The sequence below is a fragment of the Aminipila terrae genome, from assembly GCF_010120715.1.
Classification (GTDB): domain Bacteria; phylum Bacillota; class Clostridia; order Peptostreptococcales; family Anaerovoracaceae; genus Aminipila; species Aminipila terrae.
Genome location: NZ_CP047591.1, coordinates 1313861 through 1338958, shown reverse-complemented (window position 1 = coordinate 1338958; position 25098 = coordinate 1313861). Strand labels below are relative to the sequence as shown.

At 32.1% G+C, this 25098-nt stretch carries 28 protein-coding genes; 27 read left to right on the top strand and 1 reads right to left on the bottom strand.

The genetic code is table 11. The features are described 5' to 3' along the window. Positions 1-142: 142 nt before the first annotated feature. Positions 143-1477 (bottom strand): TolC family protein, encoded by a 1335-nt coding sequence (locus Ami3637_RS06390; RefSeq protein WP_162361841.1) that lies wholly within the window; start codon positions 1475-1477, stop codon positions 143-145. 364 nt (positions 1478-1841) lie between these two features. Here Ami3637_RS06390 and Ami3637_RS06385 point away from each other — a divergent pair, with 364 nt between their 5' ends. The 27 genes from Ami3637_RS06385 to Ami3637_RS06260 all read left to right on the top strand — a co-directional run bounded on the left by Ami3637_RS06385 (position 1842) and on the right by Ami3637_RS06260 (position 25089). After that, positions 1842-3125 carry a glycosyltransferase gene (locus tag Ami3637_RS06385; protein WP_162361840.1) on the top strand — a complete coding sequence of 428 codons (1284 nt, stop codon included), beginning with the start codon at positions 1842-1844 and terminating at the stop codon, positions 3123-3125. A 63-nt stretch (positions 3126-3188) separates the two neighbouring features. Continuing rightward, positions 3189-3848 carry a D-sedoheptulose-7-phosphate isomerase gene (locus Ami3637_RS06380; RefSeq protein WP_162361839.1) on the top strand — a complete coding sequence of 220 codons (660 nt, stop codon included), beginning with the start codon at positions 3189-3191 and terminating at the stop codon, positions 3846-3848. 13 nt (positions 3849-3861) lie between these two features. Beyond that, the gene (rfaE2, locus tag Ami3637_RS06375) at positions 3862-5313 is read left to right on the top strand and encodes a D-glycero-beta-D-manno-heptose 1-phosphate adenylyltransferase (RefSeq protein WP_162361838.1); all 1452 of its coding nucleotides are present in this window, start codon (positions 3862-3864) and stop codon (positions 5311-5313) included. Positions 5314-5325: 12 nt separating this feature from the next. After that, entirely contained in the window at positions 5326-6294 is a 969-nt protein-coding gene (gene rfaD, locus Ami3637_RS06370; RefSeq protein ID WP_162361837.1) for an ADP-glyceromanno-heptose 6-epimerase, read from the top strand. A 32-nt stretch (positions 6295-6326) separates the two neighbouring features. Then, positions 6327-6494, top strand: a complete 168-nt coding sequence (locus Ami3637_RS06365; protein ID WP_162361836.1) for a hypothetical protein — start codon at positions 6327-6329, stop codon at positions 6492-6494. A gap of 135 nt (positions 6495-6629) precedes the next feature. Further along, positions 6630-7652 carry a dTDP-glucose 4,6-dehydratase gene (rfbB, locus tag Ami3637_RS06360; protein WP_330586864.1) on the top strand — a complete coding sequence of 341 codons (1023 nt, stop codon included), beginning with the start codon at positions 6630-6632 and terminating at the stop codon, positions 7650-7652. 487 nt (positions 7653-8139) lie between these two features. Then, complete coding sequence (locus Ami3637_RS06355) at positions 8140-8910, top strand: ABC transporter permease (RefSeq protein ID WP_162361835.1); 771 nt, start codon at positions 8140-8142, stop codon at positions 8908-8910. A 16-nt stretch (positions 8911-8926) separates the two neighbouring features. After that, the gene (locus Ami3637_RS06350; RefSeq protein ID WP_330586862.1) at positions 8927-9424 is read left to right on the top strand and encodes an ABC transporter ATP-binding protein; all 498 of its coding nucleotides are present in this window, start codon (positions 8927-8929) and stop codon (positions 9422-9424) included. Then, the gene (locus tag Ami3637_RS18420; protein ID WP_330586861.1) at positions 9385-9681 is read left to right on the top strand and encodes a hypothetical protein; all 297 of its coding nucleotides are present in this window, start codon (positions 9385-9387) and stop codon (positions 9679-9681) included. The genes Ami3637_RS06350 and Ami3637_RS18420 overlap by 40 nt, the downstream gene beginning before the upstream one ends. Continuing rightward, positions 9629-10612 (top strand): glycosyltransferase, encoded by a 984-nt coding sequence (locus tag Ami3637_RS06345; protein ID WP_162361834.1) that lies wholly within the window; start codon positions 9629-9631, stop codon positions 10610-10612. Before Ami3637_RS18420 ends, Ami3637_RS06345 begins: the two co-directional genes overlap by 53 nt. Then, positions 10605-11807 carry a glycosyltransferase gene (locus tag Ami3637_RS06340; RefSeq protein ID WP_162361833.1) on the top strand — a complete coding sequence of 401 codons (1203 nt, stop codon included), beginning with the start codon at positions 10605-10607 and terminating at the stop codon, positions 11805-11807. The genes Ami3637_RS06345 and Ami3637_RS06340 overlap by 8 nt, the downstream gene beginning before the upstream one ends. A gap of 4 nt (positions 11808-11811) precedes the next feature. Next, on the top strand, positions 11812-12807 hold the full coding sequence (locus Ami3637_RS06335; protein WP_162361832.1) for a GNAT family N-acetyltransferase: 996 nt from the start codon (positions 11812-11814) through the stop codon (positions 12805-12807). A 12-nt stretch (positions 12808-12819) separates the two neighbouring features. Then, on the top strand, positions 12820-13788 hold the full coding sequence (locus tag Ami3637_RS06330) for a hypothetical protein (protein ID WP_162361831.1): 969 nt from the start codon (positions 12820-12822) through the stop codon (positions 13786-13788). A gap of 2 nt (positions 13789-13790) precedes the next feature. After that, positions 13791-14321 carry an acyltransferase gene (locus tag Ami3637_RS06325; RefSeq protein WP_243158120.1) on the top strand — a complete coding sequence of 177 codons (531 nt, stop codon included), beginning with the start codon at positions 13791-13793 and terminating at the stop codon, positions 14319-14321. Continuing rightward, on the top strand, positions 14311-14727 hold the full coding sequence (locus Ami3637_RS06320; RefSeq protein ID WP_162361830.1) for a sugar 3,4-ketoisomerase: 417 nt from the start codon (positions 14311-14313) through the stop codon (positions 14725-14727). The genes Ami3637_RS06325 and Ami3637_RS06320 overlap by 11 nt, the downstream gene beginning before the upstream one ends. Before the next feature lies 1 nt (position 14728). Then, positions 14729-16180, top strand: a complete 1452-nt coding sequence (locus tag Ami3637_RS06315; protein ID WP_162361829.1) for a hypothetical protein — start codon at positions 14729-14731, stop codon at positions 16178-16180. Further along, positions 16170-16490 (top strand): hypothetical protein, encoded by a 321-nt coding sequence (locus Ami3637_RS06310; protein ID WP_162361828.1) that lies wholly within the window; start codon positions 16170-16172, stop codon positions 16488-16490. Before Ami3637_RS06315 ends, Ami3637_RS06310 begins: the two co-directional genes overlap by 11 nt. Positions 16491-16654: 164 nt before the next feature. Then, on the top strand, positions 16655-16861 hold the full coding sequence (locus Ami3637_RS06305) for a hypothetical protein (RefSeq protein ID WP_162361827.1): 207 nt from the start codon (positions 16655-16657) through the stop codon (positions 16859-16861). 8 nt (positions 16862-16869) lie between these two features. Further along, complete coding sequence (locus tag Ami3637_RS06300) at positions 16870-17271, top strand: FkbM family methyltransferase (protein ID WP_162361826.1); 402 nt, start codon at positions 16870-16872, stop codon at positions 17269-17271. A gap of 3 nt (positions 17272-17274) precedes the next feature. Then, positions 17275-17991, top strand: coding sequence for a D-ribitol-5-phosphate cytidylyltransferase (locus tag Ami3637_RS06295; RefSeq protein WP_162361825.1), 717 nt, complete (start codon positions 17275-17277; stop codon positions 17989-17991). Positions 17992-17993: 2 nt separating this feature from the next. Next, complete coding sequence (locus Ami3637_RS06290; protein WP_162361824.1) at positions 17994-19088, top strand: DegT/DnrJ/EryC1/StrS family aminotransferase; 1095 nt, start codon at positions 17994-17996, stop codon at positions 19086-19088. A gap of 18 nt (positions 19089-19106) precedes the next feature. Next, entirely contained in the window at positions 19107-20900 is a 1794-nt protein-coding gene (locus tag Ami3637_RS06285) for a DUF6056 family protein (RefSeq protein ID WP_162361823.1), read from the top strand. A 21-nt stretch (positions 20901-20921) separates the two neighbouring features. Beyond that, positions 20922-21836, top strand: coding sequence for a glycosyltransferase family 2 protein (locus Ami3637_RS06280; RefSeq protein ID WP_162361822.1), 915 nt, complete (start codon positions 20922-20924; stop codon positions 21834-21836). 34 nt (positions 21837-21870) lie between these two features. Further along, the gene (locus Ami3637_RS18940) at positions 21871-22287 is read left to right on the top strand and encodes a GtrA family protein (protein WP_162361821.1); all 417 of its coding nucleotides are present in this window, start codon (positions 21871-21873) and stop codon (positions 22285-22287) included. Position 22288: 1 nt separating this feature from the next. Further along, positions 22289-23167, top strand: a complete 879-nt coding sequence (gene rfbA, locus Ami3637_RS06270; RefSeq protein WP_162361820.1) for a glucose-1-phosphate thymidylyltransferase RfbA — start codon at positions 22289-22291, stop codon at positions 23165-23167. Positions 23168-23197: 30 nt separating this feature from the next. Then, entirely contained in the window at positions 23198-24787 is a 1590-nt protein-coding gene (locus tag Ami3637_RS06265) for a hypothetical protein (RefSeq protein ID WP_162361819.1), read from the top strand. A gap of 62 nt (positions 24788-24849) precedes the next feature. Continuing rightward, entirely contained in the window at positions 24850-25089 is a 240-nt protein-coding gene (locus tag Ami3637_RS06260; protein WP_162361818.1) for a DUF1653 domain-containing protein, read from the top strand. Positions 25090-25098 lie beyond the last annotated feature (9 nt).

The following is a 25098-nucleotide window of genomic DNA, read 5'->3' as shown; positions in this document are numbered from 1 at the left end:
ATACGCCTTAATATTATACCTTAGACTTTGGAAGAATGCAAATTTGTGCAATAGTTTTTATTTGCATAATATAGCCCAATAAATTGAGCCAATATAAAAAGCAGGCAGCGTAAAATTGCTGCCTGCTTTTTATATTGTTAAATTATTTAATCGTTACCGTTTCGGTACCAATGCCAAGTGCCAGGTTATACGCATCTACAGCTAAGTTATAATCCAGAATTGCTTTATAATAAGCTTGCTGAGTGTTAAAGGTATCTAAATTAATACCTGACAAATCTGTTACTGTTATAACACCGCTATCGAATTGAAGCTGTCCTAATCGGGAAGTCTCCTTAGAATTTTCATAAGAAACTTTACCAGAAGTCACAGCATCATATTTTTGCTTCATATCCATATATTTTGTACGAACGTCAATTTCAACTTTTTCAGGAGCGGTTTTAGCTCCTTCCTGTGCCATTAGCAGCGTTGATTTTGCAGCCAGGTAAGTAGCCGAACTTTTTGGATATGCTTTTACATTATCCAATGCATATTGTGCCATTTCTGCATTATAGTTGGCTCCATTGATTTCGTTTCTGTTCACAAGGGCTTCTTTTATTCCATCATCAAGATTTTTTGCAGGAAATGGCAACGCTGTTAAAGTATCAGTTAGGGCTACCTTCTGATGAATATTATAACCCATAAATAAATTGAAATTCATTTTAATTTGTTCAAACCCATTAACCGCTATAGCGTAATTGTCCTTTGCAGTATTCAGTTTAGTCTCAGCCGTTAGTGTATCCAATTTAGAAACTGTACCAAGTTTAAATTTAAGCATTGTACTATTGTAAATTGCCTGAGTTCTGGTTAAATTATCTTTTGCTACCTGAACCTGAGCTTCTGTATATTTATAATTATAATACATCTCGTAGGTTTGGGATTTTAATTTATTTATAGATGCGTCATAATTTTTAGGTGCCTGTGTGGATCCAAAAGTACGGTTGGCTTCAAGCATACTTTTGTTGGAAGTGTCTAAAGCCCACTTAGAGGCTTCATCATTGGACCTTTCCAATTGATGTATTGATGACAGCTTTTCGCTATAGCCTTTTGCAACAGACAAATCAGAGTCTAATGTGTATTTAGCTAATGTAGCTTGAGGACTGTCAGCCAGCATTTTTTTATAAGCCCCGTCTAAAGAAAGAGAAATTGGTGCAACAACTGCCGGAGTTGTTGTTGCAATACTGATGCCAGGACCTGTTATAGCAGAAATTGTGGTTGTAAGAGCTGAACTGGTGGTAGTAACTGCACCATTTGTAGTTGTAATAGCTGTACCAGTTGTAGAAATCGCAGACTTTGTAGTTGTTATTGCACTGTTTGTGGTTGCAGTGCTTGTTATTTTTGCCACAGGGGCTGTGGTAGTTGCTGCTGCAGTAGCTGTTACGGGAATCGTAGTAACCATAAGTGCACTTGCCAGCAATCCTATAAATAATTGTTTTTTCATCTCTGAAAGAATCCTCCTTTTATAAATCCATTGATATGTATTGGCTATATTTTTATAGGCAAAATAGGCAAAAATACTATAATACATTCGCCTAAGTTCGTTGATAGTTAAGTAGAATTGACCCATCGGTCGGGATTCATTCTACTACCTTTTACACGAATATGTCAATATACATTATAACAAAAGATGTTGGGGTAAATATTAAATCTTTCTTAATAATTGAAGACAATTTTGTAATAAATTATAGAAAGGGCCCAAAACGCCTTTAAATCTGCAAATTGTTGTAAAATCATAGTAGATGGCTTATAATAATAAAAAGATTAATTTGATGAAATAACAGAAAGATAAAAGAAAGAATAGAATAATGAAAAAAATACTTTATGTGGCGTCAAGCTATGGCCACATACTTAGCTTTCATATACCCTATATAAGAGAACTGCATGAAATGGGATTTCAAGTACATGTAGCGGCGGCTGGAGCTTTTGAAAACACAGAGTCATTAGATATACCAAAGATACCTGTGCCCTTTGAGAAGAAGATGCTTTCACCTAGAAATGCAGCATGCACTCTTCAGCTTATTAAACTTATAAAAAAGGAGCGGTATGATATCATAAGTGTACATACAACTTTAGCTGCTTTTTATGTACGAATGGCAGTAATGCTTATAAGAGGAACAAAGCCTAAAGTAATAAATACAGTTCATGGGTATTTATTTGATTATAATACTCCTATACTTAAGAGAAGTATCCTTCTTTGGGCAGAAAAACTCACCAGGCCAGCAACGGATATACTAGTGGTTATGAATCAGCAGGATTATGAGATAGCAGAGAAAAATCATTTATATAAAGATCAATTATTTAAAATCCCCGGATTTGGGATTGATACAGAGCGGTTCTCAAAGAAAAAAGTTGAAGAGAAGCTTCTTCTCTTCTATAAGATTAATAATGGTAATAAAAATGTCATGGCGGCAAATGACATGAAGGCAATCCGAAGAACAGAACGGCTAAAGTTTGGGATTGAGGAAAATGATACCGTTTTAATCTATGCAGCGGAGTTCTCCAAGAGAAAAAACCAGAAAATGCTTATAGAAGCTATGATGAAGCTTCCCCAAAATGTTAAGCTACTCTTGGCAGGCAGAGGAGAACGGTTAGAAGAATGCCAGAGATTGTCTGAACAATTGAAGCTGAATTCAGAAGCTACGGAAGGCATGAATTCAGAATATCGAAATAGAATTTTATTTCTGGGACATGTAAAAAACCTGGAGGATTATTACTATATATCGGATATATGTGTGTCGGCCAGTAGAATTGAGGGACTACCCTTTAACATTATGGAGGCTATGTCTATGGGATTGCCTATAGTAGCAACAAATGTGAAAGGTCATCAGGATTTGATTGAACCTGGAATAAATGGTTATTTATTTCAGTTCAATGATATAAATGGATTTAAAGACATAATTTATCATCTACTTAGTGAAAAGACCAGTAAGAGTTTTGGCGGAACTAATGTCACTCAAGAATTCCCAAAACAAGTACAGGAAAAGTATGTAAATATGTCAGAAAACAATATTAATAAAGTACAGCAATATAAACTTGATGATGTAATAGAAAATATTATTAACATCTATAAAATTGAAAATGAAATTTAATATACAATTTTAAAAATTTATTATATAAAAGTTTTACAAAGGTGCAAAAGGTATTTAGAAAAAATGAAAAACAAAAAAAGAACACAACTGGATATTTTTAATGAACTTCTCAATAGATATTCAAGCTTGGAGTGCTGCAAACAGGAGATATGGTCTGCATATGAATTAATTACTTATACCTATAAAACGGGAGGCAAAGTTTTAGTAGCTGGAAACGGTGGCAGTGCTGCAGATTCTGAACACATAGTTGGTGAAATGATGAAGTCGTTCCTGTTTAACAGAAAAATAGCTAATGACCATGCCAGTAAATTGGAAAACTGTTATGGCGAAAAAGGCAAGAATATAGCTAGTAAACTTGAAGGATGCTTACCAACCATATCGTTGGTATCAATGAATGCCATTTCTACTGCATATTGCAATGATGTAGATCCACTAATGAGTTTTGCTCAGTTAACATATGGATTAGGGGAGCAAAAAGATTTATTATGGGGAATAAGTACATCGGGAAATTCAGAGAATATACTAAATGCTATTATGGTTGCAAATGCCAAGGGAATGAAAACTTTAGGCTTATCCGGTAAAAGTGGAGGGGAAATGAAAGATTTATGCAGCAAAATCATTTTAGTTCCCGAAGAAGAAACATTTAAAATACAAGAATTACATTTACCTATATATCATGCTCTTTGTGCTATGACTGAAGCGTATTTTTTTGAAGAAAAATAAAGGGGTAATATAAATGATGCAATTAGTAAAAAAATCAAAAGAAGTTTTAGCTTTAGTGCTAGGGGATTATATGTTAGATGAATATATTATGGGTGATGTAAAAAGAATTTCACCGGAAGCGCCTGTCCCTGTAGTTGAAGTTAAGAAAAAAGAGGTGCGCCTTGGTGGAGCAGGTAATGTTGTAAATAATCTATTCGCATTAGGAGCAAAATCCAGAGTGCTAGGCTGTACAGGAAGAGATGATTTAAGCAAAATATTAATTAGTGAACTGGAATCAATCAATGCAGATGTTTTGTATTTGGGACAGATAGAGGGCTATAGTACTATATTAAAAACAAGAGTAGTATCCAAAAATCAGCAATTTCTTAGATATGATCAAGAGCAACTTAAAGATACTTCTATTCAATATATTTATTTCATTCAAAAAAAACTGGAGGAAGTTTTTGAAGGCGTTGATGTGATTATTATTTCTGATTATGGAAAGGGTTCAGCTTCTGAAGAATTGTGTCAAATAATAATTACAAAAGCCAAGAGCCTTAATCTTCCTATAGTAATAGACCCTAAAGGAGCGGATTATACCAAATACAGGGGAGCCACCATATGTACCCCCAATTTATCAGAATTAAGTGCTGCATCTAATCAAGTAATACAGAATGATAATGAAGAACTGGTTAATAAATGCGGACAAAATATCTGTAAAGAACAAAAGTTTAATTATTTGTTAGTAACAAGATCTGAAAAAGGCATGTCTTTAATAAATGAAGAAAGAAAGCTGGATTTCCCTGCAATGGCTAAAGAAGTTATTGATGTGACTGGTGCTGGAGACACCGTAGTATCTGTCATTGCATTAGGAATGGCAGTAGGCATGGAATTATCAGAATGCTGTAAGCTGGCCAACTGTGCTGCGTCTATAGTTATCTCTAAGTTTGGAGCAGCAACAGCAACCTTAAATGAAGTTTTAGGAAGTCAGTTGGTTGATTCAGGTGAAAAGGTAATTTCTGCTGAAAAAATCGGACTATTAACAGAATATTTAAAAGAACAAGGCAAAAAAATTGTATTTACTAATGGATGTTTTGACCTAGTCCATGCCGGTCATGTTTCTTCATTCGAGCAAGCAAAGGAGTTTGGAGATATCCTTATTGTGGGATTAAATGGAGATGCGTCTATTAAGAGAATTAAAGGTGAGAAACGTCCTATTGTTGAAGAACGATACAGGGCTAAACTAGTTAGTTCTATATCGTTAGTTGATTATGTAGTAATATTTAAAGAAGATACACCTGAAAATTTGATAGAAACCATTAAACCAGATATATTGGTGAAGGGGAAAGATTGGGAAGGGAAAAATGTAGCAGGCCAAAACTTTGTTCAATCATATGGAGGTATAGTACAATTTATTGATTTAGAACAAGGTCTGTCTACTACAAATATTATAGAGAGAATATGCAAGACATATGAAATATGTTAAAGGAGAATGATTATGGCGATAGTTGTAACTGGAGGGGCAGGATTTATAGGAAGCTGCGTAATAAGAGAATTAAACAATAATGGTATTGAAGAAATATACGTTGTTGACAATATTGGGAATACTGAAAAATGGATAAATTTAAGGAATAAAAAGTATTGTGAGTATATACATAAGGATTTATTTCTAGATATGCTGGAACAATTCTCTGGGAAAATAACTCATATTATTCATATGGGGGCTTGTTCGTCAACAACAGAGAAAAATTTTGATTATTTATATAATAATAATCTCAATTTTACAAAAGCCTTATGGAATTTTGCCACAAAAGAGCAAATTAGTTTTATCTATGCAAGCAGTGCTGCTACTTACGGGGATGGAAGTATGGGGTTTGATGACCACATGGATATAAAAAGCTTAATGCCACTAAATGGATATGGATATTCAAAGCAACTATTTGATTTATGGGCAGAGAAGCAGATGAACACACCAAAGCAATATGTTGGTTTAAAATTTTTTAATGTATATGGGCCAAATGAGTATTGTAAGAACAGCATGGCTAGTGTTGTTTTTCATGCCTTTAATAAAATTAATGAGAATGGAGAAATGGGATTATTTAAATCCTACAATTCAAAATATAAAGATGGTGAGCAAACCAGAGATTTTATTTATGTAAAGGATATTTGTAACGTGGTAAGTTTCATGATGAATAATGAAAAGGTTAGTGGGCTTTTTAACCTGGGAACAGGTCAGGCAAGGACTTTCTATGATTTGGTTACAGCTACTTTTCAGGCTATGGGAAAAGATAAAAAAATTGAATTTATTGATATGCCGGAAGTGCTGAGAGCTAAATATCAATATTTTACAGAAGCTAAAATGGACAAACTAAGGGCCGCAGGCTATAATAAACCATTTTATTCTCTTGAAAATGGAATTAGAGATTATGTACAGAACTTTTTACAAGAAGATTACAAAATTTATTAATTATAAATGCATACTTTAAGGGGAAAAGAATTATGGGAACAAGTGTACTTGGAAATCCTGATTCTCAAGTATGGAAAATGCTTGGGTTGGATGAGGAAGATACAACGGACAAAATCAAGAATACAAACGGCAAGACAGAGAAAAATAATCTGGAGGAAAATGGAATCAATACAGAAAAAGAGCGGTTAAAAAGGGATTAAATTCACAGATAAGCAGAATAAGAAAAATGTAATTATTAGTCGATTAAACGAAGAATTTATGATACACTACTAAGTAGTTTTTTATTTACAAAAATAAATTAAAGAAACTAAAAAATAGTTTTAAGCAGGAGTTTTATGATGAAGATACTAATAACCGGAGGAGCTGGATTTATAGGCGGCAATTTTGTGCACTATATGATGAATAAACATAAAGGATATAAAATTCTTTGCGTAGATGCACTTACTTATGCAGGAAATATGGAGACACTTGCTCCAGTTAAGGATAGTCCAAATTTTACATTTATAAAAGCTGATATTGCGGATAGAACTGCCATATATAAGATCTTTGATGAAGAGAAACCTGACATTGTAGTAAATTTTGCCGCAGAAAGCCATGTAGACAGGTCGATAGAAGATCCTGAAATATTTTTAAGAACTAATATAATGGGCACCCAGATAATGCTTGATGCTTGCAGAAAATATGGAATCAAGCGATATCATCAAGTATCAACGGATGAAGTATATGGAGATTTGCCTCTTGACAGGACAGATCTTTTCTTCACAGAAGAAACACCAATCCATACATCAAGCCCATATAGTGCGTCTAAGGCTAGTGCAGATCTTTTAGTGCAGGCGTACTATAGAACTTACAAACTACCAATAACCATTTCAAGATGTTCAAATAATTATGGACCGTATCATTTCCCAGAGAAATTGATTCCGCTTATGATAGCAAACGCATTGAATGGTAAATCACTTCCCGTCTATGGAAAAGGGCAAAATGTGAGAGACTGGCTCTACGTGGAAGATCATTGCAGAGCTATTGACATGATTATTCAAGATGGAACGATTGGTGAAATTTATAACATAGGAGGACATAATGAAAGGACAAACCTTCAAGTGGTAAAGACTATCATCAAAGAACTTGGTGCCAGTGAAGATTTAATTACTTATGTAAAAGACAGAGCTGGTCATGATTTACGTTATGCTATTGATCCGACAAAAATACGAAATGAGCTTGGATGGCTGCCTACTACAACCTTCGATGAAGGAATAAAGAAAACCATTAAGTGGTACCAAAATAATAAAAAATGGTGGGAAAACATCTTAAGTGGTGAGTATAAGGACTACTATAAAAAGATGTATGGTGAGAAATAAAGTGCATTATCTTAAGTAATAAGGGCGGAGGTTCAACCTGGGAAGTAGTGTAATTGGAAACCTTCATTCACAGGTCTGGAAAATGTTTGGTATTGGAAACAATGGTGATTTTAGTAAGGATATACAGAATTAAGATTGTGTGGAGCAAGATAAAGTAGAGGGTAAGATGTTTCCAACGGGCAGAACAATAATAGAAAAAAACGTTAATACCATGGAGCGCATGAGAAAGGGCTGACAAATATCCAATTTAAGTGAAAATATATACATATTTACAGGGGATAGACGCTTTACAAAAAACATAAAACATGTTAAAATTTGTTGGATATTGAGTGAAATATTACTAAAAATAAAGAATTCTATTAAAATTGTAGTAGAGGATGTTATTACATTAATAAATGCATCTTGTTGACCTCTTTGTCCAATATGGGCTAAGAGGCATTTTTTATAATTGGATAAAGTTCAATAGATGGAATTGTAGGAGGGATAAATGCTTTTTAAGGTAGTTTATAAATATAGGTGGCTTTTGCAACAGCTGGTTGCCAGGGACTTAAATGTAAAGTATAAGAGGTCTTATCTGGGATATCTTTGGAGTCTGTTAAATCCATTATTAATGATGATTGTTGTTTCGATAATTTTTTCATATATATTTAGATTTGATATAGATAATTTCCCTATCTATCTGCTATGTGGGCAGATTCCGTTTAATTTTTTTGCCGAATCAACAGGGATGGCTATGCAGTCTATAACGCAAAGTGCGGGATTAATAAATAAGGTTAGCTTACCAAAACTGATTATACCATTGTCTAAAGTTTTATCTAGTTTTGTCAATTTATTATTAGCTTTAGTTGCAATATTAATAGTAATCATAGCAACTCATACTAAAATATATTGGACGATACTGTTATTTCCTATACCAATAATATACTTGTTTTTTATTTGTTTAGGAGTTGGATTGTTTATGTCTGTCCTAGGGACATATTTCAAGGATATGTTTTATTTATATTCAATATTTACTCAGATATTGATGTATTTTACCCCTATCTTTTATCCGATAAATGCGGTTCCAGAACAGGTACAATTTTTTATAAAATTTAATCCGATGTATCATATAGCTAATTATTTTAGGGATGTTGTATTGTATGGAAACATCCCATCTTTGCGTGACAATGTAGTATGCATGGCATTTGCAATATTAGCTATGGGAATAGGAATGTATACGTTTAAAAAAGGAGAAAAAGACTTTTTATTATATATATAAAATACGGGAGCAAATAATGGAAAATACAATTGTTAGTATCAAAAATGTTTCGATGAAATTTAATCTGGCATCTGAGAAAACAGATAGTTTCAAAGAATATTTGGTGAAGAGGATAAAAGGGAAATTAAATTATAATGAGTTCTATGCAATAAATGATGTTTCTTTAAATGTAAAAAAGGGTGAATCCTTGGGAATATTAGGAGCCAATGGCTCAGGTAAGTCTACACTTTTAAAGTGTATAAGTGGTATTTACTCGCCTACGTGTGGTAAGATTGAAGTGAATGGGACAATAGCACCATTAATAGAACTGGGAGCAGGCTTTGATCCTGAATTGACAGCAAGGGAGAATATTTTTCTAAATGGTGCCGTAATGGGATACTCAAAGAATTTTATGCAGCAAAAATATGAAGAAATAGTAGAATTTTCAGAATTAGAAAAATTTATTGATGTTCCTATTAAAAATTTTCATCAGGAATGGGCGCCAGACTGGGGTTTTCTATTGCAACACTTGTAAAACCAGAAATCCTCATAGTGGACGAAGTCTTGGGAGTTGGAGATGCAGCATTTCAAAAAAAATGTGGGGAAAAAATGGAGGAACTAAGAAGTGGAGGTACTACAATGCTTTTTGTTTCACATTCTATTGGCCAGGTAAAAAAGCTATGTAATAAGGCAATATGGTTAAGAAAAGGAGAAAAGGTGATGGAGGGAGAGTCTGAACTTGTTTGCAGAGAATATGAAGAGTGGTCAAAACAACACAGTGCCTTCGAATAATTGCCCTTTAGTTTCCGTTGCTGTACTGACATACAATAATCAGATAAACATTTACAGAACATTGGATTCGGTATTTTTTCAAGATTACCCTAATATTGAACTGATTATTTCCGATGATGCCTCCAGGGACTTTGACGAGCAGAACATTATTAAATATATAGAAAAAAAAAGCCAGGGCAATGTACGGAATGTTACTATAAATGTGAACAAAACCAATTTAGGAACAGTAGCACATGCAAATAGAGTAGCTAGGCTTTGCAACGGTGAATATATAAAATTCCTAGCCTGTGGAGATGCGTTTTATGAGAGAGCATCGTTAAGTCGATTACAACAGTTTGCAGAATCAAGGACAGAAAATGTCGTTGTGTCAATTTCACTAGTATGCTCTGAAGAGTTATCAAAAGAGTATTATTTATTTCCTAATGCTAGAAGAGTGAGAATTATAAAAAATAAAGCACCAGATGAATTATATACTGTATTAGTTTTTTCTAATATAATCAGCTCAGTAGGTATGTTACTTAGAAAGCAATTCTTTGATACGAATGGATTTGATGAACAATATAGATATTTAGAAGATTTTCCATTATGGCTAAGCCTTTCGAGAAATGGTGTAAAAATTCCTATTTTAGATAGCATAACAGTAAAATATGGAATAGGCGGGAATAGCTCAAGGTTTGGGACAGCATTTGAATCCCAGCTATTAAGGGAGGACATGATTTTATGCTATGAAAAAGAGATTATTCCTTATTTGAATAGACTCAGTTTAATAAATAGGGAATTTGTAAATTACCAGTATATTAAGTTAAAGAGTTACGAAAATATGGACAAATACAGCAAGTTGTTGTTTAGAGGTAGATATTTGTTTTTCGATTTATATGTTCAATTAAAAAAGAAGATAAAAAAGAGTATTGTGAGGAAGAGAGATGCATAATAAACCATTATTTACAGTAGGCATTGTGGCTTATAAGAATTATAGATTTATAAAAGAAGCCATAGAATCGGTGTTTATACAAGATTATGATAACATCGAATTAATTGTATCTAATGACGGATCTGATGATTTCCGTGAAGATGAATTACTAAGTTATTTTGAACAGCATAGGTACAACCATCCTAATATCAAATACATAAAAATCAACAATAATGAGAGAAACTTAGGTACTTGCAAACATTTGAACAAAGTAAAATCTATGGCAAACGGAGATTATATAATGTTTATGGCTGCGGATGATGCTTTTTATGATAAATACTCAATCTCTAATATTGTTAAAGGTTTTTTTGATTGTAATGAACCCTTGGCATTGTGTGGAAGATGCGGAATGTATGACAATGAACTTTGTGAATTCACTGAAGTAGTGCCAAGGCATGAAGTGGTCCACAGGTTGCAAAATATGGAACCTACCCAAATGTACCACACGCTTGTGGCGGATATGTATATACCAACAGCTGCTACAACCTATAACATGAAAGCCTTTAAGGTTTTAGGAGACTTTGATGAAAATATATTTTTAGTTGAGGATTGGGCATTTTTCCTTAAAATGACTAGACTCGGATATAAACCGGGCTATATAGATGTTGAAGTATCCAAACATAGAGGGGGAGGTGGTTGCCATGGCAACGAATCTGGTATTGAACAGTTTAATAAAAACTTTTTTAAAGATGAAATAGCCATTATGGAAATAGAAATTATGCCATATTTGAGTACAATGGAAAAAAGTTTGTCGCATCAGCTAAAAACAAGATATGACTTTTTAAAGGCTTTATGGATACAAAAATATGAGTGGCAGCAAATGAGCAGAGCAGATAAATTTCAGTTTATGGTGAAAAAATCGCCTAAGCTGTTGAGAGAAGGATTAAATAGACTCAGGCACAAGTTGGTAGATGTTTTCTTAACAAAATTTAGTGATAAAAATTTTATTCTAACCATTATATTTTTGTTTTTAGTAGCTAAATTTTTTAATTTAGCTGAGTTTATTAGTTATGATTTAAACTATTATATCTGCTATTTTGCCGCACTATTTTGCACAGCAGCTGTAGGATTGTTTTTAACAGGTATATGTATACGTACGCTATATTTTATCTATATTCCTGTAAAAAACGGACTAAAAAAGATTCTTAAGAGGTGATAGTGTGTTTGAAGTTATTCAGTATAGAGAGGAATTAAAGAAAAAGTGGGATGAATTTATTGATGAAGAGGCTATGAATGGTACATTTCTTCAAAGTAAAAATTTTTTGGATTATCATCCTAAAGAAAGGTTTAGAGATAATTCCCTAGTTATAGACGATGGTTCAGGAAACACTTATTGTGCTATTCCTGGGTGTGTAGTATATGATAATGGCCAAAAGGTTTTCATATCACATAAAGGAAGTACATACGGAGGGTTTATCATAAACCGTAGATACTATCAAGCACATTATGTGCAGGACATGATTAATTTATTTGAAGGATACTTGAAACAAAACAACTTTGATCAGGTAATATTGAAGATTACACCTGATATTTTTTGCAAAACTCCACCTGCCCTCTTAGAATATCTTTTAAAATATAATGGATATGATAATTATGAAGAGCTAAGCGCATATGTAGATTTGACCAGCTTAGAGGGGGACTTTCTGTATTCTTTTAATGCGAATAAACGCAAATTGGTCAGAAGAATGGTTGAATCAGAGTTCTGCTTTAGGGAATTGGAAAAGGATGATGAGATAGAAGCATTCCATGAAATCCTTTGTAAGAATTTGTCCAAACATAATGCTGCCCCAATACATTCTGTTACTGAATTGTTGGATTTTAAAAACAAAAGGCTCTGTAATAATGTTAAGTTCTTTGGAGTTTTTTATGGTGAAATGATGCTGGCAGCAGGTATGATGTTTCAGTTTCCAGAGTTAGGAGTCGCACATGCTCAGAATTTGTCGACAGACCCATTCCAAAACTATGGACGTTTAGACCCTATTACTTTTTTGTATTATGGAGTAATTAAATATTATAGGGATAAAGGCTATAAAAAACTTTCCTGGGGAATTTCAACCAATGAAAATGGAAACGTTCTTAACTGGGGACTAATTAAAAATAAAGAAAGCTATGGCAGTATTTATTCCCTAAATAAAACCTTTTATAAAAGATTGTAGGTGAATCAATATATGAAAGAATACGGCGGGTACTTGCCATTAGAATTGCCACAAAAGCAAGAGTATTATATAAGTGAAGAAGAAAATATGGTAAGGCTGAATTGTGGAAGAAGTGCAATTTCCTATGCAATTTCAGATGCACGACCAAGCAAAGTATTTATACCTTACTATAATTGCCATACAGTGTTAGAAACACTAGAAAGATTAAAAGTACGCTATGAATTATATAGTATTGATGAAGAATTTATGCCCAAAGACGTAGAATTAAGGGAAGATGAATTACTTTTATATGTAAACTACTATGGAATCATAAGCAGGAAAAACCTGGAATGTATTAATAAAAATTTTAAAAATGTGATATTTGACAATACGCAAGCTTTTTTTTCAAAACCATTTGAAAATGCGTACAACGTATATTCCTGTAGAAAGTTTTTTGGAGTAAGCGACGGGGCATATTTAATAAAAGATGGTATCAAAAAAACAAAGCTTCAGAGAGATAATTCATTTGATAGAATAGCGTTTATGGCAAAATGTGTTGATTGTTCTACGAATGACGCATATCATGATCACTTGGCGAATGAGGCTGAAATAGCAAAAGGTGTTTTAGCAATGTCTAAATTTACAAAACGTGTTTTAGAGTCAATTGATTATGAAAGCGTTAAAGCTAAGCGGGTTAAAAATTTTGGGGCATTAAAAAAAGAACTAGGGACTATAAATAAATTAAATACAAATATAAAAGAGCAAATACCAATGGTATATCCATTAGTAGTAGAAGATAAAGGGCTTAGGGAAAAACTGGTTAAGCATAAAATATATATTCAACAGTGGTGGAAATGTGTTTTAGATTTTTCAAATGCAGGTAATTTTGAAAAAAATATATCTGAATATTTATTTCCAATTCCAATAGATCAAAGATATAATGTAAATGATATGAGAAAAATAGCAAATATTATAAAAGAATATTTAAGATTGGAGTGTTAATAGTGAATTTAATTAAGCTGGATCGAGTGTTATATCAAATGTTGGCCAAATCTGTGGATTACATGCCAATGCGATTATGTAAGCTTATTGCAGATTCATATTCAGATGCGAGAATTCGGAAGGCGTATCTAAAAAGGCTGGGAGTACAAATGGGAGAAGGCACCTTTTCAAATTTTGGGTTAAGAGTGGTTCCAAACGACAATCCCATTTGTGTGGATATAGGTAAAAATGTATCTTTAGCGCCAAACATAGTATTTGTATGTAATTCTTCTGCCAATAATGGAGTTGAAATTAATAAACTAAAGTATGTTGCCAACAAGTTAACTTACTCAGGGAATATAAAGGTGGAAGATGAAGTGTGGATTGGGGCAAATGTAACTGTGCTGCCTGGAATTAATATAGGGAAATGTTCAGTTATAGGAGCGGGAAGTGTCGTAATTAATGATGTGGAGTCATATTGTGTATATGCAGGAGTACCAGCCAAGAAAATTAGAAACCTGTTAAGTGAAGAAGGAGATTATAATGGTTTGTAATTGTAAAGTTATAAATTTTTCAAAGATGGGTAGTGATATGGGATTTCTAGTTCCCGTTGAAGCTGAAAAGGATATACCGTTTAAAATCAAAAGAATATACTATATTTCTGATGTTCCTAATGATGTTACCAGAGGATTTCATTCACATAGATATTTAGAACAGGTGCTTATATGTGTAAGTGGAAGTGTGAAAATACTGGTTAACACACCGTTTGAAGAAGAAGTTGTAGAATTAAACCAATCTGATAAAGGATTGTATATAGGGCATATGGTATGGAGAGAAATGTTTGAGTTCTCTGAAGATGCAGTTTTATTAGTACTTGCTTCTGAATACTACTCTGAAGATGATTATATAAGAGACTATAATGATTATAAAAACGAAGCGGTGAAATATTTTGAAAGATAAAATGAATTTTACAAGATGGATTTACTTTGAGAGACTAGTAAGCAATATTAAGAAGACGCCCCACAGAAAACTAAATCGAAACCTAGGACTAATTTGCGATGAAATTGAATTTCAAATAAAAAGAGTTGAAAAACGTGCAGATGGCAGTATTTGGGGCATAACCAATGGGGATAAAATTTATATTGATTTTATGCATAGACTGAAAAAGTTATTAATAGACCCCAAAATGCAAGAACTAGACAAAATTTTGTTATCTGCGAAGAATGACAGCCAGGAAAAATTTAGAATATTATTTCAAGCTCAAGATATACCAGTTTGGCCATCTCTCAGTTCCGTGTATGAGGCTATTATAAATGATAGCCGTTTTATTACTGATATGATTGATTTCCCGGAAAAGTTTGATGCACAATTCAAATTTGTAGATGTATATAGAACATACAAAAAAATGGGATACGATATTACGAGGAATGAAAAATATGATTTATGCAAATCATCTCCGGATTTTACAATAACTAACAAACCATATGGAGGAGGCACGATAGTGCCACCTAATTTTTATATTCTTGAAACAAGAAAGGTGGTTGAAAGAAATATTTATTGCCCATATGCTTTTTTTGATTTAGAAAACAATCATTCTAGTATATATAATGGGCACCACATGCCTATATGCTATTTTGCATGGCTTTGGGTAGGATATTCAGAGAAGTTTAAAAAGGATGCTCAGCAATTTGCATATAATACTGGGAAAAATATGGTTGTCTTTGGGCACCCAAAATTCGATAACCTTTTTAAAGGGCTGGAAAGTGTAGATAGTGATGCCTATAATGTATTTAAAGAAAAAATTAATGGAAGAAAAGTTCTTTTGTACAATTCACATCACACAGTTTGGAGGGATGAGAGTAGTTGTGGAGCTTTTATGGAATATTACAAAGCAATTTTCCATTATTTTAAAAATCATCCTAATGTAATTTTGTTGTGGAGGCCACACCCTTATCTATTTACAACATTAGTAAACAGAGGAATCTTGAATGAGAATGAATTGACATCACTAATTGGAGAAGTAGACAAAATCGAAAATATTATTCTTGATAACACAGATAATTATTTAACCTCATTTGCACTTTCGGATGGACTAATTTCTGATGGGGGACCATCAATGACTTTTGAGTATGTTGCAACAGGAAAGCCTGTTTATTATACTGTTAGAAAAAATTGTTATGTAATGCCAAAAGACAGTATTGCGGAGTGTTATTATTGGATAAATACTCCTTCAGAAGTTGAGCATAATTTGGAGCTATTTTTTCAAGGAAAAGATCCTTTTAAAGAAGAACGGATGAAAAAGGCTGTATACCACTTAGGTATTGTAGATGGTAAATGCGGTAATAGGATTAAAGAATACATTTTTAATAAAACTATTGAGGAAGAGCAAGAAAGGGCGGATTATGTGTTTTAATGAAAGATTAACGAGTTTGCTTGATCTTAAAAAAGATTTGGCATATGAGGTTATTAAAAAAGTAAAAAAAATGGAGTTGCCCATTATTTTATGGGGTGCAGGAGGTATACTTAGTTTTGTCTTAGAGAATTTAACTGAAAAAGGAATACAGGTATCTGCAATCTGTGATAATGATTTAAATAAATGCGGCAAAACATATGCTGGCATAAAAATTCTGCCTTTTTTGGAGCTTAAAAAATATATAGAGATTGTATATTTTTTATTACAGTATGCAATGAGAAATATGTCTCTGAAATTGAATCACAGATAATAAGTGATGGTCAATTTAATAAGATTTATCATATTGAGTTATTTTATCCGTTTGATAATATAGTCAAAAATATTATTAATAATAATCTCTGTAAAATTGGACAAGTGTACAATCTGCTAGAGGATGAGCTGTCACAGCAAACTTTTTCCCAAAAGCTGAATTATATGGTATCAAAAGATAGTAGATACCTAAAAGCTATTTATAAAGACAATGAGTATTTTCAAAAGCAAATATTTAATATAACTAACAATGAAGTTTTCGTAGATTGTGGTTCGTATCATGGTGAAGATACTATAGAATTGATGAACATTGTCGGAAATATCAAAAAAGCATATTGTTTTGAACCAGATAAAAAAATTTTGGATACTTAGAAGAACAAATGAACCAATATAATAATATAGAAATATTTAATAATGCGGTATGGAACAAAAATGACATATTATATTTTTTAGAAGCAGGAACGATGGGATCAACGATAAACAATCTAGGCAATGTTAAAGTACAAGCCGTAAACCTTGACTCTGTTTTAGAAGAAAAAGAAGATATTTCTTTTATTAAAATGGATGTTGAAGGTGCAGAGCTTGAGGCTTTAGAGGGAGCAAAAAATACAATCCAGCAGTTTAAACCAAAGCTTGCTATTTGTGTATATCATAAAGTAGAGCACCATTGGGAAATACCCTTATATATAAAAAATTTAAACCCTAAGTATAAAATCTTTATGAGGCATCATAATTTAATGGGAATAGAAACAGTTTGTTATGCGGTTAATAGTGAGGAATAAAAAATGAATTATTGTGCGTTATTAGCTTCGGGTAAGGGAACCAGAATGGGTTTAACGGATATACCTAAACAATTTATGAAAATAAATGACATTCCTATAATTGCATATACAATTAATCATTTACTTAAGAGCAATCAGTTTAAATATATTGTAATTGGTGTGCTAGAGGAACATGTTGGCTTAACAAAACAAATTATACATGATAATTTTAGAAATACAGACAATTTAAAGATTGTTATTGGTGATAATCTAAGAATGAATACCTTTGTAAACATAGTAGAGTATTTAACTAATAATTTTCAAATCTTATATGATGATAGCATCATGCTAATGGATGCAAACAGACCTTTTGTTTCTGAAAACTTAATTGAAAAATGTATCAAGGGAGCCAAGGAATATCCAATAGTAACCCTTGGATCAGAAATAATTGATGGGGTTGCTGAATCACAAGATGGGTTCTATATTAATGAAATTCCCACAAAAAGCACATTGTTTTCTATTCAAACACCAGAGGTTTGCAGCTTGAAAAATTTTGTTGACATTTATGAAAGCCTTAAACCATATGAAAAAGAGCAGCTTTTAGGACTTTCAGAAATTTTCACCTATAAGGGAATTAAACCTATGATGATAAAAAGCACACCATATTGTTTTAAAATAACAACTAATACAGATTTTGAATTTGCTAGATTTTTGACGGAAAATAATTTGATAGGAGAATAGCAATGAATATACCATTTTCAACATTTAAATATATGCACGAAGATATAAAGACAGAAATACAGGATGCATTTGAAGGGTGTTATGATGCAGGCTGGTTTATACAAGGACAGGAATATGATAATTTCGAGAGGGAATTTGCAGAGTACTGCGGTGCAAAATATTGCATTGGGGTAGGTACAGGTATGGATGCAATATACCTATCTTTAAAAGCCTTGGAGGTTGGAGCGGGGGATGAAGTTATTGTGCCTTCACATACCTTTATTGCAACAGCTTTAGCAGTAATCTACGCTGGAGCAACTCCAGTATTTTGCGAAGTTGATATTAATACATATAATCTTAACTATGAACATATAGAAAAATGCATTACTAAAAATACTAAGGCTATTATTGCAGTACATTTATATGGACAAATGGCTGAAATGGACAGTATTTGTCAAATTGCGAAAAAATATAATTTATATGTAATTGAAGATGCGGCTCAAGCACACGGTGCTACATATAAGGGTAAGAAAGCCGGGTCTTTTGGCATGACAGCAGCATTTAGCTTTTATCCAGGGAAAAATCTTGGAGCTCTTGGTGATGGTGGCGCCATTGTTACAAACAATAAGGATATTGCTGATAGAATCCGTGCATTAGGTTGTTATGGATCCACAATAAAATATCATCATGATTTTAAAGGAATTAATTCAAGGCTTGATGAAATACAGGCAGCATTTTTAAGAGTTAAACTTAGATATTTAGACCGATGGACCATAGAACGACAACAGATTGCACAAATGTATATGCAAGGTATTAATAATGCTAAAATTACTCTACCCAGGATTACTGAAAACTGTTCTCATGTTTGGCATTTATTTGTTATCCGTGCTGAAAAAAGAGATGAATTACAGAAGTATTTGGGAGAAAAAGGAATAGGCACATTAGTACATTATCCTATTCCAATGCATCTGCAAAAAGCTTTTACTGATTTAGATTATAAAAAAGGGGATTTACCTATTGTAGAAGAAATTTCATCTACTGCACTTACTTTGCCTTTGTATATAGGAATGAAAGAAAAAGAAGTGCAATATGTAATAGATGCTTTAAATGAATTTTAAAAGAAAGGATATCTCTTAATGAAAAAAATAGTTATAAAAAATGCACCTTATATATGCATATATATATTATTTTTATTAATGTGCATTAATTTACCAAGAGGGGGCGATGATTGGGAAATTGCTAATTGGTATAGCTCAGATTATGTAAGTACTATTTGTGGTTTGATTAGATCATGGACATATCTGAATGGACGATTGGCTCATAATTTTTCAACTGCATTCTTTGATTTATATTCCTATGCATACATATTTATTATGCCATTAATTTATGTATTACAAATGTGGACAATAACGAAGATCTTTAGAATTAAATCAACCAGAAATAATTTAATAATACTTCTTCTTATTATTTTGGGAGTTTCAAGCAATTTTCGTTCACAAATACAGCTACACATTAATGGAAGCATTCCATATAACATGGGTATGCTATGTATTTTAATATGCATTTTAATAGCTACGTCTAAGGAGAATCGATTTATATTTTTTTCTAACACAAAAATAATGTCCAAGATTTTTCTATTTTTAATTTCAATAGTGGCAAGTTTATGGATTGAAAATTTAACAATAGGTTTAGTTGTTTTTTTATTCTGCTTAAAAACTCAACTGTTTTTACAGAAGAACCAAAATCGCAATTTGGATAGCTTATTTTGGGGAAGTATAATCGGCAGTTTAATTATGTTTCTTTCCCCAGGCATCTGGCAACGGTTTGGTAGTGCACAGGGGAGCAGTTTAATTAAAACTTTATTTTGCAATGTCCCTCAAGTTTTGAATATGTTAGTAAATTCACAGTTATTTATTTTCTTAATTTTAAATTTAGTTATTTTAATTGCATTTAAAACAAAGGCAATTAATAGATTCAGAAGTAATGTGACTAACTTGATTTATTTTGGATTTATAGCAATAGAAACAGTTTTTATTACTATTTATTTAGGATTGAGGATTTTTGTGAACTCTTGTTTTCAGTTTCCAATATCAGTTTATAGTTGGATAAATGCATCTTTTTTTGATGTTTTAAATGCAAATTGTCTGACGATAATTACATCTCTTGTTTTAGTATTACAAATTATAATTATTATTCATTTATTAAAAGAAAATAGAAATATATTTTATTACTTGTATATAGCAGCGGCATTTTCTGTTATGTTTGTGCTAATTGCGCCGGGCGAGCGAAATATGATTTTTGCGACTTATACGATTGCAATGCTATGTAGCTATGTTTGGTCACAGATTTTATTTAAGAATATAGATTTTAAAGTTTTATGTAATATTGTAATAATTTTAATACTATTGTTTAGAATTGATATCTATGCAAATATATTGTGTGATGCTCATTCTATTACAAAATGCCGACAAAATATTATTAGTACTTACAAAAGCGATGTATATTTAAATAAATGTACTTCACCTATTTTAGTTTTACCTTCATATTCGGATCGGCTTATTGGAAATTTAAATAGCAGTTATTATGCCGAGAGTATAAAAAAGTATTGGGATTTGCCACCTAATACTCAGGTGGTTTTTGATGATGGCTTTTTAACTAGGGAAATAAATTTTACAAAGAGTGATAATTTACAATACCAGTTCGTTGTATCTTTGTACCCACAAAGTAAACTTATATATGATTTATCTAATTTCCGATATCAATATACTATTGTTTTTCAAGGTCAAGAAGTATACAAAACTGAGATACTAAATGATTCCTTTATTAAATATACATTTAAGGAAAAGGGACATTATGTAGTAACCTGTAATGTTACAGATATAAGTAACTTAACAAAATTAAAACAATTATATCTAGAAATTGATGTATAGTCTTACATAAGGAGAAGTACAATGCTGACAGTAATAATTCCCGCATATAATGAAGCCGATAATATTCTAATAACATCGGAAACGATTTGCCAGATATTAGAAGATAACCAGATAGAATATGAATTAATTTTTATAGACGATGGTAGCAAAGATGATACCTTTGAAAAAATAAAATGTGCAAATCAATTAATGCAGAATATAAAAGGTTATAAATTTAGTAGAAATTTTGGTAAAGAAATGGCTATTTCGGCGGGATTGAATTTTTCTAAGGGAGAATGCTGTGCTGTTCTTGATTGTGACCTTCAGCATCCCCCAGAAATATTAGTAGATATGTACAATAAATGGTTAGAAGGATATAAAATAATAGAAGGCATCAAAGTTAATAGGGGAAAGGAACCCGTCATATATAAATTTTTCTCTAAAATATTTTATAATATTATCTATAAACTTACTAAATTAGATTTATGCAATTCTTCTGATTTTAAATTATTAGATAGACAGGTAGTTGATATAATAAAAAAAATGCCTGAAAGAAGACCATTTTTTAGGGCAATGAGTTTTTGGTGTGGATTTAAGTCAACTAAGATGGAGTATGAGGTAAAAGAAAGAAAATATGGAATGACCAAGTGGAATTTTCAGGGTTTGTTTAGATATGCATTAAGCAATATAACATCCTTTAGTTCTGCACCCTTACAAATTGTTACTATTTTAGGTGTAATATTCATGATTCTATCTGCATATTTAGGAAGTGTTACTTTATATAAATACTTTATGGGAGCAGCGGTAGAAGGGTTTTCTACAGTCATTTTATTATTGCTTATAATGGGTGGAGCACTAATGACAAGTTTAGGGACGATTGGATATTATATTGGTAAGATTTATGATGAAATTAAACTTAGACCTAAGTACATCATAGAAGACCAAATAAATGCTTAGCCAATCTTAATAGGGGATAAGGGTTATATAGAAAATGATTGAAAAATATTTAAATTTAGAAACTGTAAGATTTCTAATTGTTGGAGTGTTAAATACTATTGTAGGAAGTCTGATTATGTTTACAATGTATAATATTATGAACTGCTCATATTGGTTATCTTCTTCTATGAACTATGTTTTAGCAAGCATATTAAGCTTCTTTTTGAATAAATATTTTACTTTTAGAAATAAAGAAAAGGATTTTACTCAAATAATTAAATTCATTTGCAATATAGCTATATGCTATTTTATAGCCTATGGGGTGTCCAAACCATTAATTACTTTCTTGGTCCAAAATCAGTCCTCTAAATTTCAAGAAAATTTAGCAATGATATTTGGGATGGGGTTATTCACAATTTTAAATTTTCTAGGTCAAAAATTTTTTACCTTTAGAAATATAAGAAGGAGATAGAATGAAAGGAATTATTTTAGCAGGAGGTAAAGGGACTAGGTTATATCCTAGTACAAAAGTTGTTTCAAAGCAACTTCTACCAATTTATGATAAACCACTTATATACTATCCGCTATCAGTATTGATAGTGGCTGGAATAAGAGAGGTTTTACTGATATCCACACCAGAGGATGTACCTAATTATGAAAAGTTATTAGGTGATGGATCTAGAATTGGGATGGACATAAAATATAAGGTACAGGAGAAGCCAAGAGGTCTTGCCGATGCTTTTATATTAGGTGCGGAATTTATTGGCGGTGACAGTGTTTGCCTTGCTTTGGGGGATAATATCTTTTATGGACAAGGTTTTTCAGGGATTCTTGGACTTGCTAAAAAGCAGATTGAAAATGGTGGGGCAACAGTATTTGGTTATCCAGTAGCAAATCCGACGGAATTTGGAGTTGTTGAATTTGATGATAATAATAGAGTTGTATCTATTGAAGAAAAACCAGAGAAACCTAAATCACACTATGCAGTACCTGGATTATATTTTTATGATAATTCGGTTGTGGAAATAGCAAAAAATGTTAAACCTTCGGCTAGAGGTGAAATAGAAATTACATCTATAAATAATGAATATTTAGCACAGGGTAGATTGAATGTTACCTTAATGGGAAGAGGTATGGCTTGGCTAGATACAGGGTCACCCAAAGGAATGCTTAAAGCTGCTGAATTTGTACAATCTGTACAGGATATGCAAGGGTTTTATATCTCGTGCATCGAAGAACTTGCGTGGAGAAAAAAATACATAACAACAGAACAGCTTTTAGAAATCGGAAATGAATTAAAAATGACCGAATATGGGCGCTATTTACTGAGTTTGCCTGATGATGTAAAATAGGTTATTCTGATAGAATTTTGGAGATATAGCATGCATGCAGTAGGAGAAAAAATTTATCTGTTTTTAGGAAATAATATTGATAAAAAATATATGGATACTGTTAAGAAATGTATTTCTTGCGATTATCATATTTGGTCGCTTTATCATATAGCCACTATCAAATATTTGGTGCTTACGGTTTTATGTTGTATTTCTATGAGCGATTTAGTATATGGTTTTTTTCACCAACTTTTTCAAGGAAAAAGTGTCTTGTATTTTGCATCAATAAAGGGGATAATTCTGGCAGGCACTACTCTTTATTTGTTGTTTTCTAGTATATCTAGCGCAACCGGCGCGGTGGTCAGTGCTAGGAAATATTTAAGCTATGTATTGGTGCCTAGGCATTTTAAAAATCCACTTCAAATTTGGAATCCACAAGTAGGGACCGTTTCGGACAGTCAGATAACAGCTGCATTAGGAAGAAAATATAGAAATAATGTACAAGTATTTTATTCTGGTGAACCATATTATGAGATAAGAGCCATAGATAGCCTGATTATTTCTTTTGGTGACAATTGGATTAGTTTTTTGAAGAGAAGTTTAAAATATTTTATATTTTTTATGGATTATTCTTCGAAATATTTAGCTGCATGCTTGGAGAGTGAAATCTTTGAAGAAAAAGATCGAGCTTTAAATGTAAGTAATGCTGTGTTTGGAATTTTATTTGTGAGTGCATTTTTTTCTAAGAGTTTCTTGGATTTAAAAAAATCAGAACAAAAATTTAAAATATGTGTCTCAAAGGACTTTATCCCGAAGGATAAAGGCAAAATTGCTTTGACAAAAACTTTTGTAGAATATTGTCTGTCTTCTGATATATTTCAATGGACAGACGAAGCAGATGAAAATAAAGTATTTATGTTATGTGGAGCTACATTTTTAGGCGATACTTCTAATAATAATAAAGTGAAAATTTTATTGAAACACTTTTTTAATAAGCAGATGGTTATTCCTGTTAAACGTTTTGTAGCAGTACCTAAAGATTCTGAGGATGGATTGCTTCCATATGCTGCTGATTTTCAAAATATGAAGTATGGAATTATATTGGGAGGGGCGGAACAAAATCTCACATTACAATATATAATAAATTTTGCAAATTGGCATGGTGATGGACGTAAAGTTAGGCTAGGGATAGCAGAAAATGCCTTTGACGATTATATGAAAAAGGATTTTTGTATAGGCACTGAAAGTCTGGTTTATGGAGTAACAAATATATTGAATGAACGGGCAGATAAAAAATCTGGTAGCATGGCTGAAATTTTAGGAATAGAGATTAAAAAGAGAATGTTTTATAGCATATATGGTTATAGTGCAATCATAACTAAAATGTCAGTCTTTAATTTTATTAAACATTATGAAGAACATAATCCAGATAGGGAAAATACAGATGCAATACCAGGAAAGGCTAAATTTACTAGTTACCATATAAGATATAAGGTGGACATTGGTAATGAACATAGTTTATATAGCAGTAGTTCAGCTAAAGAATGGGATCAAAATGTAATAAATGATGAAGAAAGGTTAATAGAATGGCTAAATAAAAACCCTTTAAAGATTGTACAGGCTAAAACTGATTATTTTTAATATTAATTATCTAGATATATACTGAACAGCATTATTTAAATGTAATTTTAGAGGTGAGGACAATGACTAGACGAATTATCACTAAAAGACCCTATAGACATTTTAAGGGGAAGCTTTATTATGTTCATGACATCGTGATGCATACAGAGACCAGGGAATGGATGGTCTCTTATCAGGCATTATATGAACCCTATGGAATGTTTGTAAGACCACTGGATATGTTTTCAGAAGAGATTGATTCTGGCAGGCCCGATAACGTCACAAAACAGAAATACAGATTTGAACTGTTTAACGGACAATAAATTGGTTTG

Coding starts and splice junctions, on each gene's coding strand:
- rfaD (WP_162361837.1), top strand. CDS start 5,326: ATGGCGATAGTTGTAACTGGAGGGGCAGGATTTATAGGAAGCTGCGTA.
- Ami3637_RS06285 (WP_162361823.1), top strand. CDS start 19,107: ATGAAAAAAATAGTTATAAAAAATGCACCTTATATATGCATATATATA.
- Ami3637_RS06260 (WP_162361818.1), top strand. CDS start 24,850: ATGACTAGACGAATTATCACTAAAAGACCCTATAGACATTTTAAGGGG.
- Ami3637_RS06290 (WP_162361824.1), top strand. CDS start 17,994: ATGAATATACCATTTTCAACATTTAAATATATGCACGAAGATATAAAG.
- Ami3637_RS06385 (WP_162361840.1), top strand. CDS start 1,842: ATGAAAAAAATACTTTATGTGGCGTCAAGCTATGGCCACATACTTAGC.
- Ami3637_RS06340 (WP_162361833.1), top strand. CDS start 10,605: ATGCATAATAAACCATTATTTACAGTAGGCATTGTGGCTTATAAGAAT.
- Ami3637_RS06265 (WP_162361819.1), top strand. CDS start 23,198: ATGCATGCAGTAGGAGAAAAAATTTATCTGTTTTTAGGAAATAATATT.
- Ami3637_RS06300 (WP_162361826.1), top strand. CDS start 16,870: ATGAACCAATATAATAATATAGAAATATTTAATAATGCGGTATGGAAC.
- Ami3637_RS06315 (WP_162361829.1), top strand. CDS start 14,729: ATGAATTTTACAAGATGGATTTACTTTGAGAGACTAGTAAGCAATATT.
- Ami3637_RS06355 (WP_162361835.1), top strand. CDS start 8,140: ATGCTTTTTAAGGTAGTTTATAAATATAGGTGGCTTTTGCAACAGCTG.
- Ami3637_RS06390 (WP_162361841.1), bottom strand. CDS start 1,477: ATGAAAAAACAATTATTTATAGGATTGCTGGCAAGTGCACTTATGGTT.
- Ami3637_RS06280 (WP_162361822.1), top strand. CDS start 20,922: ATGCTGACAGTAATAATTCCCGCATATAATGAAGCCGATAATATTCTA.
- Ami3637_RS06310 (WP_162361828.1), top strand. CDS start 16,170: ATGTGTTTTAATGAAAGATTAACGAGTTTGCTTGATCTTAAAAAAGAT.
- Ami3637_RS18940 (WP_162361821.1), top strand. CDS start 21,871: ATGATTGAAAAATATTTAAATTTAGAAACTGTAAGATTTCTAATTGTT.
- Ami3637_RS18420 (WP_330586861.1), top strand. CDS start 9,385: ATGGGCGCCAGACTGGGGTTTTCTATTGCAACACTTGTAAAACCAGAA.
- Ami3637_RS06295 (WP_162361825.1), top strand. CDS start 17,275: ATGAATTATTGTGCGTTATTAGCTTCGGGTAAGGGAACCAGAATGGGT.
- Ami3637_RS06365 (WP_162361836.1), top strand. CDS start 6,327: ATGGGAACAAGTGTACTTGGAAATCCTGATTCTCAAGTATGGAAAATG.
- Ami3637_RS06330 (WP_162361831.1), top strand. CDS start 12,820: ATGAAAGAATACGGCGGGTACTTGCCATTAGAATTGCCACAAAAGCAA.
- Ami3637_RS06350 (WP_330586862.1), top strand. CDS start 8,927: ATGGAAAATACAATTGTTAGTATCAAAAATGTTTCGATGAAATTTAAT.
- rfaE2 (WP_162361838.1), top strand. CDS start 3,862: ATGATGCAATTAGTAAAAAAATCAAAAGAAGTTTTAGCTTTAGTGCTA.
- rfbA (WP_162361820.1), top strand. CDS start 22,289: ATGAAAGGAATTATTTTAGCAGGAGGTAAAGGGACTAGGTTATATCCT.
- Ami3637_RS06305 (WP_162361827.1), top strand. CDS start 16,655: ATGGTATCAAAAGATAGTAGATACCTAAAAGCTATTTATAAAGACAAT.
- Ami3637_RS06320 (WP_162361830.1), top strand. CDS start 14,311: ATGGTTTGTAATTGTAAAGTTATAAATTTTTCAAAGATGGGTAGTGAT.
- Ami3637_RS06380 (WP_162361839.1), top strand. CDS start 3,189: ATGAAAAACAAAAAAAGAACACAACTGGATATTTTTAATGAACTTCTC.
- rfbB (WP_330586864.1), top strand. CDS start 6,630: ATGATGAAGATACTAATAACCGGAGGAGCTGGATTTATAGGCGGCAAT.